This window comes from Tersicoccus mangrovi, assembly GCF_036881825.1.
In the GTDB taxonomy this organism is placed as follows: Bacteria; Actinomycetota; Actinomycetes; order Actinomycetales; family Micrococcaceae; genus Tersicoccus; species Tersicoccus mangrovi.
This window is the reverse complement of sequence record NZ_JBAJMW010000001.1, coordinates 60,039-74,235: the sequence shown is the minus strand read 5'-3', so window position 1 is coordinate 74,235 and position 14,197 is coordinate 60,039. Positions and strand designations below refer to the sequence as shown.

At 71.3% G+C, this 14,197-nt stretch carries 10 protein-coding genes and 1 pseudogene; 8 read left to right on the top strand and 3 right to left on the bottom strand.

Going from position 1 to position 14,197, the window contains the following annotated elements:
- Positions 1 to 80: 80 nt before the first annotated feature.
- Positions 81 to 1,619 carry an ABC transporter permease gene (locus tag V6N00_RS00370; protein ID WP_334230113.1) on the top strand — a complete coding sequence of 513 codons (1,539 nt, stop codon included), beginning with the start codon at positions 81 to 83 and terminating at the stop codon, positions 1,617 to 1,619.
- A gap of 64 nt (positions 1,620 to 1,683) precedes the next feature.
- Positions 1,684 to 2,670: pseudogene (locus V6N00_RS00365) on the top strand (ABC transporter permease); the annotation flags it as partial.
- Positions 2,671 to 3,050: 380 nt separating this feature from the next.
- On the opposite strand, the gene V6N00_RS00360 reads toward V6N00_RS00365, so the two are convergent.
- On the bottom strand, positions 3,051 to 3,653 hold the full coding sequence (locus V6N00_RS00360; protein WP_334230112.1) for a PH domain-containing protein: 603 nt from the start codon (positions 3,651 to 3,653) through the stop codon (positions 3,051 to 3,053).
- 101 nt (positions 3,654 to 3,754) lie between these two features.
- On the opposite strand from V6N00_RS00360, the gene V6N00_RS00355 reads away from it, so the two are divergent.
- The 4 genes from V6N00_RS00355 to V6N00_RS00340 all read left to right on the top strand — a co-directional run bounded on the left by V6N00_RS00355 (position 3,755) and on the right by V6N00_RS00340 (position 10,102).
- Positions 3,755 to 5,602 carry an ABC transporter ATP-binding protein gene (locus V6N00_RS00355; RefSeq protein ID WP_334230111.1) on the top strand — a complete coding sequence of 616 codons (1,848 nt, stop codon included), beginning with the start codon at positions 3,755 to 3,757 and terminating at the stop codon, positions 5,600 to 5,602.
- 326 nt (positions 5,603 to 5,928) lie between these two features.
- Positions 5,929 to 7,848 (top strand): translational GTPase TypA, encoded by a 1,920-nt coding sequence (typA, locus tag V6N00_RS00350; RefSeq protein WP_334230110.1) that lies wholly within the window; start codon positions 5,929 to 5,931, stop codon positions 7,846 to 7,848.
- Between the two features lie 3 nt (positions 7,849 to 7,851).
- A complete protein-coding gene (locus tag V6N00_RS00345) occupies positions 7,852 to 9,090 on the top strand; it encodes a PIG-L family deacetylase (RefSeq protein ID WP_334230109.1) in 1,239 nt (412 codons plus the stop codon).
- A 124-nt stretch (positions 9,091 to 9,214) separates the two neighbouring features.
- Positions 9,215 to 10,102: a Rieske (2Fe-2S) protein gene (locus V6N00_RS00340; RefSeq protein WP_334230108.1), complete on the top strand. Its 888-nt coding sequence runs from the start codon at positions 9,215 to 9,217 to the stop codon at positions 10,100 to 10,102.
- A 49-nt stretch (positions 10,103 to 10,151) separates the two neighbouring features.
- On the opposite strand, the gene V6N00_RS00335 is transcribed toward V6N00_RS00340, so the two are convergent.
- Positions 10,152 to 10,658: an ArsR/SmtB family transcription factor gene (locus tag V6N00_RS00335; RefSeq protein WP_334230107.1), complete on the bottom strand. Its 507-nt coding sequence runs from the start codon at positions 10,656 to 10,658 to the stop codon at positions 10,152 to 10,154.
- Positions 10,659 to 10,715: 57 nt separating this feature from the next.
- Between V6N00_RS00335 and V6N00_RS00330 the strand changes: the two genes are divergently transcribed.
- Complete coding sequence (locus V6N00_RS00330; RefSeq protein WP_334230106.1) at positions 10,716 to 12,065, top strand: MFS transporter; 1,350 nt, start codon at positions 10,716 to 10,718, stop codon at positions 12,063 to 12,065.
- 387 nt (positions 12,066 to 12,452) lie between these two features.
- Positions 12,453 to 13,277: a type IV toxin-antitoxin system AbiEi family antitoxin domain-containing protein gene (locus V6N00_RS00325; RefSeq protein WP_334230105.1), complete on the top strand. Its 825-nt coding sequence runs from the start codon at positions 12,453 to 12,455 to the stop codon at positions 13,275 to 13,277.
- Positions 13,278 to 13,813: 536 nt separating this feature from the next.
- Here V6N00_RS00325 and V6N00_RS00320 read toward each other — a convergent pair.
- Complete coding sequence (locus V6N00_RS00320; protein ID WP_334230104.1) at positions 13,814 to 14,050, bottom strand: putative acetyltransferase; 237 nt, start codon at positions 14,048 to 14,050, stop codon at positions 13,814 to 13,816.
- Positions 14,051 to 14,197: the final 147 nt, after the last annotated feature.

The following is a 14,197-nucleotide window of genomic DNA, read 5'->3' as shown; positions in this document are numbered from 1 at the left end:
CCCGGCCGCGGCGCTCCGACGCCCGGCCACCCCCGTCACACGCCGCCGGTGCCCCCACCGGTCCGACCCAAAAGGTCCCCATGTTTGCCTACATCCTCCGGCGCCTGCTCGCCGCCGTGCTCATCCTGCTCGGCGCTTCGTTCCTCGTCTATCTGTTGATGGCCTACTTCGGCGGGGACCCCCTCGCCGAGATCCGCGCCAGCAACAGCCCCACCAAGGATGCGCAGATGACTGCCATCCGACAGCAGCTGCAGCTCGACGTGCCGCCCGTTCTGCGGTACTTCCTGTGGCTCGGCGGCGCCGTCAAGTGCGTCGTCCCCACCGCCTGCGACCTCGGCAACAACGTCAAGGGCCAGGACGTCACCGGCCTGCTCGGTGTCGCCGCCGGCAACACCATCCAGTTCGTGACCATCGCCTTCGTCCTGGCGATCGTCATCGGCGTCACCGTCGGCATCGTCACCGCGCTGCGGCAGTACAGCGGCCTGGACTACGCCGTCACCTTCGTCGCCTTCCTCTTCTTCTCCCTCCCGGTGTTCTGGGTCGCCGTCCTGCTCAAGGAGTTCGGCGCCATCGGGTTCAACAACTTCCTGGCGAAACCGACCCTCTCGATCGCGACGATGATCGTGCTGGGCGTCCTGATGGGGTTGCTCTGGGTGCTGATCATCCCGGGCACCTGGAAGCGGCGACTGATCACGTTCGTCATGGCGGCCGCCGTGACCATCGCGATCCTCGCCGTCCTGGTGGCCACCGACTGGTTCGCGGCCCCCGGCATCGGCCCCGTGATGATCACGCTGTGCGCCTTCGGCCTCGCCGTCGGCTTCACCGCACTGACCGCGGGACTGCGGAACCGGCGGGCCCTCATCGCCTCGCTCGTGACCGCGGCCGTCGGCGTCATCTCCTATTTCGTCGTCCAGCCGATCCTCAACGCCAACGGCAACCTGCCGACCGTCCTCATGCTCGGTGTCGCGGCGATCGTCGTGGGCCTGCTCGCGGGGTGGTTCTCGGGCGGCTACGACCGGGCGCAGAACATGCGTGCGGCCGTCCTGACGGCCTTCGTCACCTCCGGCCTGATCCTGCTGGACCGATTCATGCAGTCCTGGCCCGCGTACTACCACTCTCCGCTCGTGCACGAGCGGCCGATCTCCACGATCGGCTCGGAGACGCCGAACCTCAACGGCGACTTCTGGTTCACCGGCATCGACAAGTACACGCACCTGCTGCTGCCGACCATCGCCCTGATCCTCATCTCGCTCGCGTCCTACACGCGTTTCTCGCGGGCGTCGATGCTCGAGGTGATGAACCAGGACTACGTCCGCACCGCGCGGGCGAAGGGCGTCAACGAGCGCACCGTCGTCGTGCGCCACGCGTTCCGCAACGCCCTCATCCCGCTGGCGACCGTGGTCGCTGCGGACCTCGGCGGCCTGATCGGCGGCGCCGTCATCACCGAGAACGTGTTCTCGTTCAAGGGCATGGGCACGCTGTTCATCGACGGCATCGCGCACAGCGATCCCAACCCGGTGATGGCGGTGTTCCTCGTCGTCGGCATCACCACCGTGTTGTTCAACCTCCTGGCCGACATCGCCTACTCGCTGCTCGATCCCCGAGTGAGGCTGACGTGATCCGCACCGCCCACCGACCGTGGGCTCCGAGCACGACGCAGGCCACGAACGCAAGGAAGTCCTCATGAGCCGCACCGAGACGCAGACTCCTCCGGAGAGCACCGCGAAGCCGGCACCCGCCGAGGAGGCGACCCGCGGCCTGAGCCAGGGCCGCATCGTCTTCAAGAAGTTCCTCGGCCACACGGCGGCGGTCGCCTCGATCGTCGTCTTCCTGATCATCCTGCTGCTGGCGATCACGTCGCAGGGCATCGGGCCGATCCCCGGGTGGTGGCACTACAGCTACTCCGACACACCCGACCTGGTGAACAGCGGATCCCCGACATGGAAGCTGCCGTTCGACTTCGGCGACCACCCGTTCGGTCAGGACCGCGTCGGCCGTGACCTGTTCGCCATGACGATGCGCGGCACCCAGATCTCGCTGTTCATCATGGTCACCATCGGCATCCTCGCCGGTGTCATCGGCATCATCGTCGGCTCGCTCGCCGGGTTCTTCCGGGGCTGGACCGAGGCGATCCTGATGCGCCTGACCGACGTCTTCATCGTCATCCCGACCCTGATCGCCGCGGCGATCGTCGGCCGGGCCGGCGGCCAGAACGGCGTCCTCGTCCTCGGCGTCTTCCTGGGCCTGGTCACCTGGATGCTGCTGGGCCGTCTGGTCCGCGCCGAGTTCCTGTCCCTGCGCGAGCGGGAGTTCGTCGACGCGGCGCGCATCGCGGGCGCGTCGAACGCACGGATCATCTTCAAGCACATCCTGCCGAACACGGTCGGCGTCATCACCGTCAACCTGACGCTGCTGATGAGCGCCGCCATCCTGACCGAGACGGCGCTGAGCTACCTCGGCCTGGGTGTCCGCGCACCAGACATCTCGCTGGGTTCGCTGATCAGCCAGAACCAGGCGGCGTTCAGCACGCGGCCGTGGCTGTTCTGGTGGCCCGGCCTGTTCATCGTCGTGATCTGCCTCTGCATCAACTTCATCGGCGACGGTCTGCGCGACGCGTTCGACCCGCGGCAGAAGAAGTTCTCGCTCCGGTCGATCAAGCGCCTGAGCGCGGCGATGATGCTGAGCGGACAGTCCTCGACCGGCTCCGTCAGCCAGTACGCGACCGGCACCCGGACCGCCGTCGAGGAGGTGCAGAAGGACGCCATCGACGAGGACCGGTCACTGTCCTCGGTCTCCCGCAGTGAGCGCGAGGCCGACGAGGACGAACGCACCGCCCGCGAGGCACAGACCCTCGCGGAGCCGGGCGTCGTCACCCCCGACGAGCGGTCCTCGACGCTCTACCACGGCACGCCGGCCGAGGGCGGCCAGAACTCCCGGCTCGAGCTCGACGACGACGCGCGGGGCACCGGGCCGGGCGGGGCCACCGAGCCGCGCCGGCGCGGGTTCCGCCGCCGGGACGGACGATGACCTCGTTCGCCGCCGTCACCGGCTCAGAGGCTGATCACCACCACGGTCGCGACCGCCAGCACGCCGGCGGCCGCGATCGTGGCGGGGTGCCAGCGGGTGCCGATGGTCGTGGTGTCGGCCGCGCCGAGGTCGATGCGCTGCTCCTCGGCCAGCCGCTCCCAGTGGCGGCGCACGAGCAGCGCGGCCGCGCCGGAGTGCGACGCGGCCAGGTCGCCGGGCCGGATCGAGTGCGCGGAATCGTAGGTGCGCTCGGGCAGGCCCGTGACGTCCTGGCGGTTCGCCCACATGACGGCGTGCCGTCCGGGCGCCGGGGCGGCCAGCGCCGTGACCCGGCGGTGCGGGGTGACGAGCGTGAGCGCGTATTTCGTGTCGACGTCGATCAGCGCAGCCCACGGCACGCTCACGGTGCGGAACACGTTGCGCACCACCACCTGCTCGTCGTCGATGGTCACGGTGGGGCGCCAGAGGGCCGCCCATCCGACCGCGGCCAGGTCGACGGCGATGATCGCCAGCTTCGCTCCGATCGCGGCGCCACCGCTCGTCGCCGCGGACACGAGCAGCATGAGGGCGACGGCCCAGCAGCCGATCGCCATCCACCGGCTGGTGCCGGCCGTGAAGGTCGTCATCTGCCCATCGTTTCAGCATTGGCCGCCGCCTCCCAGCCGGGGCGCGCGGATCACGCGAAGCGGCGCCCGGCGTCGCCCGCGGTGTCAGAAGGGAACCACCGATGAGCCACGCAGCGCAGCCCAGCGCCACTCCGTCCGGCGGCGGCAGCCGCGGCGGGGCCCTGCTGTCCGTCCGCGACCTGAACATCAGCTTCGGCGTCGAGAAGAAGCTCGTGCCGGCCGTCATCGACTCGAACTTCGACCTGGCGCGCGGCGAGGTGCTCGCCATCGTCGGTGAGTCCGGGTCCGGCAAATCGACGACGGCGATGGCCCTCCTCGACCTGCTGCCTCCCAACGCCGTCGTCCGCGGCAGTGTGGACCTGGCCGGCCGAGAGCTGCTCAACGCCTCCCGCCACGCGCTGCGCCAGGTGCGCGGCTCGGAGATCGCGGTCATCTTCCAGGAGCCGATGACGGCGCTGAACCCCGTGTACACGGTCGGCAACCAGATCGTCGAGACGGTGCGCCTGCACAACGAGGTCTCGCCCAAGCAGGCCGCGGCCCGGGCCCTGGAGATGCTCGAGCTGGTCGAGATGCCGGACCCGCAGAAGGCGTTCAACTCCTACCCGCACCAGCTCTCGGGTGGCCAGCGGCAGCGCGCCATGATCGCCCAGTCGCTCTCGTGCGACCCGAAGCTGCTGATCGCGGACGAGCCGACGACGGCGCTCGACGTCACCGTCCAGGCCGAGATCCTCGACCTGATGCGCAACCTGAAGGACAAGCTGGACTCCGGCATCATCCTCATCACCCACGACATGGGTGTCGTCGCCGACCTCGCGGACCGCATTCTCGTGATGAAGGACGGCCGCACGGTCGAGGCGGGCACGGCGCGGCAGATCTTCCACGAGCCGCAGCACCCCTACACCCAGACCCTGCTGGCCGCCGTGCCGCACCTGGGCACCGCGGGGGAGGAGGAGATCGACCTGGTGGCCGCGCTCGCCGCCTCCGCCGACGTCTCGAGCGCCGAGGTCGACATCGACTCCGCCGAGCTGGCCACTCGCGAGGAGGAGAACAAGCGGGCCCTCGCCGAGGCGGAACGCATCGCGCAGGCCGAGGCCGAGCGGCTGCAGGCCGTCCAGCCGGTGCTGGACCTGCGCGGCGTCGCGATCGAGTACCCGAAGCAGGGACGGGTGCCGGCATTCCGCGCCGTCACCGACGCGAACCTGACGGTCTACCCGGGCCAGGTCGTCGGCCTGGTGGGGGAGTCCGGCTCCGGCAAGACCACGATCGGGCGGGCCTCCGTGGGGCTGCTGCCTATCGTCGAGGGCACCCTCACGGTCGTCGGCGAGGACATCTCGAAGGCGAACCGCAAGCAGCTGAAGGTGCTGCGGAACAAGGTGGGCATGGTCTTCCAGGACCCGTCGTCCTCCCTGAACCCGCGACTGCCCATCGGTGAGAGCATCGGCGAGCCGCTCTACCTCGCCGGTGAGGCGAAGGGCGCGGAGCTGCAGAAGCGCATCGAGTCCCTCCTGGACCAGGTGCAGCTGCCCCGCTCCTACCGCAACCGGTACCCGCACGAGCTCTCCGGCGGCCAGAAGCAGCGCGTCGGCATCGCCCGGGCGCTCGCCCTCAAGCCGGCGCTCATGGTGGCCGACGAGCCGACGTCCGCGCTGGACGTGTCCGTGCAGGCCCGCGTGCTCGAGCTGTTCCAGGACCTGCAGAAGGAGCTCGGCTTCGCCTGCCTCTTCGTCACGCACGACCTGGCCGTCGTGGACCTGCTGGCCGACCGGATCGTCGTGATGAACCACGGCCGGATCGTCGAGCAGGGCACCCGCGACGAGATCCTGCGCAACCCGCAGGAGGCGTACACGCAGCGCCTGCTGGCCGCGGTGCCGCTGCCGGATCCGGACAAGCAGCGCGAGCGGCGCGAGGTGCGCGCCCAGCTGCTCGCCGCCGGCATCAGCGACGAGTAGGGATCGCGGATCCAGTAACGCGAGAACCACAGGTCGCCGACGGCGCCCGCCCCCACCGCCGGGGACGGGCGCCGTCGGCGTCCGTGCGCCAGCCCGCCCGTCCCTTTCCGTACGGGCCTGCCGGGGGAGCGTGACGGCGACCACGGCGCGGAATGGGCGCGCGGGTCTAGAATGGTCTGTCGGTGCTCTCTGGGCACCACGGGATCCGCACCGCCGGGTCCACGCGCGGCCACGCCCGCGCCCGGGCGACGCCCGGCCCCCGCACCCTTCGGTGTCCACGGGTCAGCACCGTGGACACGACCTCTCACCGAATCGAGTCATCCCGCATGTCTGACACCGCCACCACTACTCGGGCCGTCCGTGAGGATCTGCGCAACGTCGCCATCGTCGCGCACGTCGACCACGGCAAGACGACCCTGGTGGACGCCATGCTCCGGCAGACCGGTGCCTTCTCCACCCACGGCGAGGTCGCCGACCGAGTCATGGACTCCGGGGACCTGGAGAAGGAGAAGGGCATCACCATCCTCGCCAAGAACACCACGGTGTTCTACAGCGGCCCCGCGGCCGAGGGCGAGACCATCACCATCAACGTCATCGACACCCCGGGCCACGCCGACTTCGGCGGCGAGGTCGAGCGCGGCCTGTCCATGGTCGACGGCGTCGTCCTGCTCGTCGACGCGTCCGAGGGCCCGCTGCCCCAGACCCGCTTCGTGCTGCGCAAGGCGCTGGCCGCGAAGCTGCCGGTCATCCTCGTCGTGAACAAGACCGACCGGCCCGACGCCCGGATCTCCGAGGTCGTCAGCGAGTCCATGGACCTGTTGCTCGGCCTGGCCTCCGACCTGGCCGACGAGGTGCCGGACCTGGACCTCGACGCCGTCCTCGACGTGCCCGTCGTCTACGCCGCCGCGAAGGTCGGCGCCGCGTCGCTGGAGCAGCCGGCCAACGGCAGCGCTCCGGAGAACGACAACCTCGAGCCGCTGTTCTCGACGATCGTCAAGCACATCCCGGCGCCGTCCTACGACCCCGAGGCTCCGCTGCAGGCGCACGTCACCAACCTCGACGCCTCGCCGTTCCTCGGCCGGCTCGCCCTGCTGCGCATCTTCAACGGCACCCTGCGCAAGGGCCAGCAGGTCGCGTGGGCCCGTCACAACGGCGAGCTGAAGACCGTCAAGATCACCGAGCTGCTCGCCACCAAGGCGCTCGAGCGGGTCTCCGCCGACTCCGCCGGCCCGGGCGAGATCGTCGCCGTCGCCGGCATCGAGGACATCACCATCGGTGAGACCCTGACCGACCTGGAGAACCCGCGGCCGCTGCCGCTGATCACGGTCGACGACCCGGCCATCTCCATGACGATCGGCATCAACACCTCGCCGCTGGCCGGCAAGGTCAAGGGTGCCAAGGTCACGGCCCGCCAGGTCAAGGACCGCCTCGACAAGGAACTCGTCGGCAACGTGTCCCTCAAGGTCCTCCCGACCGAGCGCCCGGACGCCTGGGAGGTGCAGGGCCGCGGTGAGCTGGCCCTGGCCATCCTCGTCGAGCAGATGCGCCGCGAGGGCTTCGAGCTGACCGTCGGCAAGCCGCAGGTCGTCACCCGCCTCGTCGACGGCAAGGTCCACGAGCCGATGGAGCACATGATCATCGACGTGCCCGAGGAATACCTCGGCGCCGTCACCCAGCTGATGGCCGCCCGCAAGGGCCGGATGACCAACATGGCCAACCACGGTACCGGCTGGGTCCGGATGGAGTTCATCGTCCCGGCCCGTGGCCTGATCGGCTTCCGCACCCGGTTCCTCACCGACACGCGCGGCGCGGGCATCGCCTCCTCCTACGCCGAGGGCTACGAGCACTGGGCCGGCGACATCGAGTACCGCACCAACGGCTCGATGATCGCGGACCGGGCCGGCGTCGTGACCCCCTTCGCCATGATCAACCTGCAGGAGCGCGGCTCGTTCTTCGTCCAGCCGACCTCGGAGGTCTACGAGGGCATGATCGTCGGCGAGAACTCCCGCGCCGACGACATGGACGTGAACATCACCAAGGAGAAGAAGCTCACCAACATGCGTGCGGCCTCCTCGGACTCCTTCGAGAACCTCACCCCGCCGCGGACCCTGACGCTCGAGGAGTCCCTCGAGTTCGCCCGCGAGGACGAGTGCGTCGAGGTGACCCCGGAGTCCATCCGCATCCGCAAGGTGATCCTCGACGCCAACGAGCGCATGAAGGCCCACCGGGCCCGGGCCCGGGCCTGACCCGTGCAGCAGGAGCCGGCCGGCGAGCGTCCCGGACTGTCGGACCTGCTGGCCGGCGTCGAGGCGCCGGCCACGGTCCTGTTCGTCCACGCCCATCCCGACGACGAGTCGATCGCGACGGGCGGGACGATGGCGGCCCTGGCCGCCGCCGGGCACCGGGTGCTCCTGCTCACCTGCACGCGCGGTGAACTGGGCGAGGTGATCCCCGCCGACCTGCGGCATCTGCAGGTCGGGCTGCCCGAATCCGTCGACGACGGCACCGAGCTGGCCCGGGTGCGCCTGACCGAGCTGGCCTCGGCCACCCGGGTGCTCGGCGTGCACAGCGGCTTCCTGCTCGGCACCGCCCCGGCCCTCGCGTCGGGTGCTCCGAGCCGGCTCTACCGCGACTCCGGGATGAGCTGGGGCGAGGACGGGCGTGCCCGTCCGGCGCCGCAGGTCTCGGCCGACAGCTTCTCCCAGCAGCCGCTGGAGCAGTCCACCGCGGACGCCGCGGCCCTGCTGCGGGTCGTCCGTCCCGACGTCGTCGTCACGTACGACGACGACGGCGGCTACGGCCACCCCGACCACATCCGCACCCACGAAGTGACCCTCGCCGCCCTCGCGCAGGTCCGCGAGGAGCTCCCCATCCGGTTGTGGGTCACCGCGAGCGATGCCGGCTCCTCCACGGGCCGGCTGATCGAGGTGGCCGGCGACCCGCAGGTCAAGCGCGCCGCGATCGCCGCCCACGGCACCCAGGCCGTGGTCGAGGGCGGCCGGTTCGCGCTCTCCAACGGCATCTGGCGGGACGTCGACGCCGTCGAGCGGTTCCGCTCCATGGACACGACGACGCCGCCGGCCCCGGGCCGCCGCCGTCGCGGCGGCGGGATCGGCGCCGTCCTCGCCGCCGTCGTGGCCGGCCTGCTCGTCTGCTGGCTCGGCACCGTGCTGCAGGGCCACGTCGGCTACACCGGCGCGACGCCGCTGCCGTGGGGCGCGGTGCTCGCGATCGTGCTGTGCGCCAGTGCCGCGACGGCCGTGGGGGTCTGGACCCGTTCCGTGTGGGCAGCCGCCCTGACCGGGGCCGTCGCCTTCACCGCGAACTGGCTGCTGGCCGGCACCGGCGAGGTGCCGCTGATCGTCACGCAGACCGCACAGCCGACGGGGATCGCCCTGGCCGGCCTCGTGTGGCTCTACGGCGCCGGCGTCGCGACCATCGCGGCGGTCCTGTTCACCGCCCGCGGCCTGCGGCGCTCCCGCACCTGAGGCCACCGGCCCCACGATCCCGGGCCCGACGCTGCGGGCCTCCCGGGGATCGTCAGCCCACTGATGGGTTTCGTTCGGTGGGTGGTGCGCGGCACAATGAGGGTTCACGCACCGAGGAGGCCGCATGAAGACCCTCGCCCCCGTCGCCGCCGTTGACGTCCTCGAGGACGCCACCTGGCTCGACCCTGTCGTCGCCATCGAACAGAAGCTCTCCCACGCGCTCATCCAGCCGCAGTGGCTCCGCGACATCCTGCACGGTGTCCCGCAGGGGCATCCGCTGCACCCGGTGCTCGTCCAGCTGCCGCTGGGCGCCTGGTTCTCCGCGGCGTTCCTCGACCTGGTGCCCGGCTCCGAGGACGCCTCGCGCCGGCTCGTGGGTGCAGGCGTCGTCGCGTCCGTCCCGGCCGTCGCCGCCGGCTACGCGGACTACGGCGATCTGCACGAGCAGCAGATGCGCGTCGGGCTCGTCCACGCGGGCGCCAACTTCACCGCGATCGGGCTGTACTCCGTCTCCTGGCTGGCGCGCCGCTCGGGACGCCACGGCCTGGGCAAGGTGCTCTCGTTCGCCGGGCTCTCCATCGCGGGCCTCGGCGGGTACCTCGGCGGCCACCTGTCCTTCCGCCAGGCCTCCGGGGTGAACCACGCCGAGGACGTGCCGCACCGCGTGGAACCGGGCTGGCACTCGCTCGGCCCCGTCGACGAGCTGCCGACCGGTACCCTCGCCCGCCGCACCGTGGGGGAGGTGCCCGTCGTCGTGCTGCGGCAGGAGTCCTCGGACGCCGTCTTCGTGCTCGCGGACGCCTGCAGCCACCTCGCCGGGCCCCTGCACGAGGGTGAGCTGACGTCCGGGACGCCGGGGGAGGGTCCCTGTATCACCTGCCCGTGGCACGGCTCCACGTTCTCCCTGCGCGACGGTGCCGTGCTCAACGGCCCGGCCACGGCGCCGCAGCCGAGCTTCGACACGCGCGTGGTCGACGGCCGGCTCGAGGTCAGCCTGCCCGGCGCCGGCTGATCCGGACCGCCGACCCGGCCCGCGTGCGGGCCGGGTGTCCGGCCCGGGTTCAGCGGTCCCGGGCTGTCAAGTCGGGGTGGTGGGCGAAGAAGATCGACGTCGGCTCGCCGTCCTCGTCCGCGGGCAGCGACGCGTACTCCTGCATGACGGCCTCCACCGTCGCGAGCATCTCGCGGCGGTGCTCGGCGTTGAGCTTGACGCCGAGCCGGATGGTGAGCAGCTGGTCGGGGGCGACGCCCTCGAGGTCGGCGAGGAACGCGTCGACCAGCGTGGTCCCGGGGGGCAGGGGCGTGCGCCAGGACAACCGGGTGGCCAGGTAGGGGACCTCGCGTGCGCCGCGAGCGCCCCGCCGCTCCGACTCCGCGGCGAGCAGGCCGGCGTCGGCCAGGGTGCGCACGTGGTGCAGGCTCGTGGCCGGATTCAGGTCGAAACGTTCGGCGATCTGCTTGTTGGTCCGCGACTCGTGCAGGCAGTACCGCAGGATGCGGATGCGCAGCGGAGAACTGAGCGCGCGGCCGCGCGCGAGGGCCTCGTCGTCGGTGTCCTTCGCTCTCATGACGCCAGCATGCCGTAGTGATTGACGAATACCAATCACCGCGTCAGGCTGGTCGCCATGAGTTCCGAGAATCCGCCGGCGTCGCCTCCGATCGAGGCGCCGCCGGTCGTGAACCGGGTGGCCGCCGACGCGCCGGCGCCCGTGACCGGCGACGTGACCGACGTCGTCGTTCCGGACCGCTCGCTGTGGCGCGACGGTGACTTCCTGCGGTTCTGGGGCGGCCAGGGCGTCAGCCAGCTCGGCGCGAGCGTCGGCCGGATCGCGTTGCCCGTGCTCGCCGTCAGCGTCCTCGACGCCAGCGCCTTCCAGGTGGGCGTCCTCGACGCCGTGCAGTTCGCCGCGTTCCTGCTCATCGGGCTGCCGGCCGGCGCGTGGGTGGACCGGTGGCGCAAACGCCGGACGATGATCACGGCCGACGCGGTGCGGGCGGTGGCCATGCTGTCCATCCCGGTGCTGTGGTGGACCGGCACGCTCGACTTCTGGCACCTGATCGCCGTCGCCGCCGTCGTCGGCACCGCGACCGTGTTCTTCGACGTCGGATACCAGAGTTTCGTGCCGGTGCTGGTGCCGTCGGGCCGGGTCGCGGACGCCAACGGCAAGCTCGAGGCGACGGCCCAGGTCGCGCGGCTCGGCGGTCCCGGCATCGGTGGCGCCCTGCTGAGCGTGGTGAGCGTGCCCGTGCTCTTCGTCGCCGAGGCCGTCGGCTATCTCGTCTCCGCGGTGGCGCTGCTGACGGTGCGCGATCACGAGCAGCGGCCGGCCGCCCCCGATGAGGCCTCCCTCCTCGGTCAGATCCGCGCCGGGCTGCGTTTCGTCGTGCGGCATCCCCTGATCAGCCGCATCACCACGGCCACCGGCATCTCCAACTTCTTCTCCACCCTGGCCGCGACCCTGTATCCGATCCTCATCCTGCGTCAGCTCGGTCTCGGCGCCCCGGCGTTCGGGCTCATCATGACGCTGGGCGCGGTCGGCGGCGTGCTCGGCGCCGCCCTCGCGTCCCGCATCGGGGACCGGGTGGGGGAGGGGACGGCGCTGCCGCTGTCCATGCTGGCCTCGGCCGGCGTCATGCTGCTGATGCCCGTGGCGACGCTGCTGCCGGCCACGTGGCAGCAGATCGCCGTGCTGTCCGTCGCGGACTTCGGGTTCTCGGTGCTCGTGGTCGTCTACAACGTGCTGCAGGTCAGCATGCGCCAGCGGGTGTGCCCGCCGGCGCTGTTCGGCCGGATGAACGCCTCGATCCGGTGCCTCGTGTGGGGCGTCATGCCGATCGGCGCGCTGCTGGGCGGCTGGCTCGGTGGCCTGATCGGCATCGTCCCGACGATCGTGATCGGTGTGGTCGGTGCCGCGACCGCATCCGTGCCCCTGTTCTTCTCACCCCTGTGGGGCATGCGCCGGCTCCCGTCCTGATCGGACGGGTCCGCCGCGGAGCCGGCGCATCCCGGCCCTGGCGTCGGCGATCAGGATGGGGCTGGGGAGTGAGAGCCCGATCGCCGGTGTCCAGGGACGGGCTCCGGTGCGGCGGTGGTGCGTGTGGGGCAGCCGAGCCCGACGTCGGCGATCAGGATGGGGCTGGGGTGCGAGAGCCCGGTCGCCGGTGTCCAGGGACGGGCTCCGGTGTGGCGCTGTTGCGTGCGATGCAGCCGAGCCCGATCTCCGCGCGCAGGACCGGGCTGGGGCGTGGCATTGTGGCCGCTCGACAGGGGCCGGCATGGCTCGCCGTGCGGTGGCGGCTTGTTGTCCACAGGAACGAACCTCGTCGGCACCCGGGCATCGTCCATGCACGACCATGGTGATGTGGACATCGGCGATCTGGTGCGGGCGCACGGCGGCGTGGTGCGCTGGGGGGAATTGCGCGACGCCGGGATCAGCAGAGCGCGTATCGATGCGTGGGTGACGGGTGGGCATCTCGAACGCGTCGGTCACGGCCTGCTCGCGACGGCGACAGCCGACCCCCAGATGGTCGAGTGGCGTCGACAGGGTGCGCGGGCAGCGTGCGTCACGTTCGCCCAGGCCAGCGGGTTGTGGCAGTGGCGAGTCCCGCCCCTTCCGCATCTCGGCGCCGGTCGTGGCCTGCCGTTGACGGACTGCGTCGTCCACCGCGTCGGTGGAGACTACGACCTCGTGGATGCCCTGATCAGCTGCTGCCGTTGCCTTCCGGACGTCGAGGCGCTGGTCCTCGTCGAATCCGCCGTCGTGTTGAAGAGGACGACGCTCGGGCAGTTGCGTGAGCGTGCCTCGACCGTGAGGTGCGCTCGCGTCGGACGGGTCCTGGAGCGCGTCAACCCGCTGTCCGGTTCGATGACCGAGACCATCGGCCGAGTCTGTCTGCAGGACGCCGGCTTCTGCGTGCAGTGTCAGGTGAAGGTGGCCGGAGTCGGTCACGTCGACCTGTTCGTCGACGGACTGCTCGGCATCGAAGTGGACAGCGCGCAGTTCCACAGCGACCGTGCGGCCTACCGCGAGGACCGTCGACGGTGGAATGCACTGACGTCGCAGGGGGTTCCGGTTCTCCGCGTCACCTACGAGATGGTGATCCACGACCCCGAGGCCTTCGTCTCCCTGGTCAGGCGCACGCTCGACCGTCATGCGAGTGCGCCGGCCGTGGCACCGGATCGGTGAGCCGGTCCGACTCGCCGACGCAGGACGTCACTGCTGGGGAGCCCGGATAGCGGCTCGGCGACCGGGCTGCGGCGCGGCGCCGGTGGTGGCGGGTGGTCACCGCAGCGGAGCCCGATGAGTAGCGTCGGCGATGGGGCTGGAGTGCGATGACCCCGCCGTGATCCCGGGTGACCGGGCTTGGGGTGCGGCGCGCTGGTGATCGCCGGCGGTCGTCGCGGCGGAGCCCAGTTCCAAGGATGAGATGGGGTGCGGCGCGCTGGCAGTGGGGGTTGATGACAGCGGTGGAGCCCAGATAGTGGCGTCGGCGATGGGGCTGGGGTGCGGCGCGCTGATGGTGGCGGGTGGGCACCGCAGCGGAGCCCAGTCCTGAAGAATGAGACCGGGCTGGGGTGCGGCGTGCTGGTGGTGGGGGGTCGATGACAGCGACCGAGCCCGGATAGCGGCTCAGCGATCGGGCTGGGGTGCGGTCGCCCGCTGAGCGCACTTGGCGATCGGGCTGGGGTGCGGCGATGCACAGCTCCCCGGCGCGTGACGCCTCAGCGACCCCGATGCGCCGGCGGAGGCGGGACCGTCTTCGCGGCGGTGACGTCCGCGAGGGGGATGACGACGTCGCCGGCGGACCGGGTGCGGACGGTGCACGTGTCGACCTGCCGGGCCACGAGCTCCCCGAGGGCGTCGGTGGCCCCGTGCACGGCGTCCTCGATGCGGTAGCGCACCACGACCCGCGTGCCGATCGGCAGCGTGCCCAGCAGCCGGGCGGGGTCGGAGCTCATGGCACCACGGTAGCCACCGGGGCTGGGCCGGTCACACCGGCGGGCGGCGACCTGCGGGGCCGGAGCCCGGCAGTAGACTGACGAGAGCCGCCGGACGTCCCGGTCACCAGCGCCCTGGTCCATCCAGTCAGCCGAGTGCGGACGCGG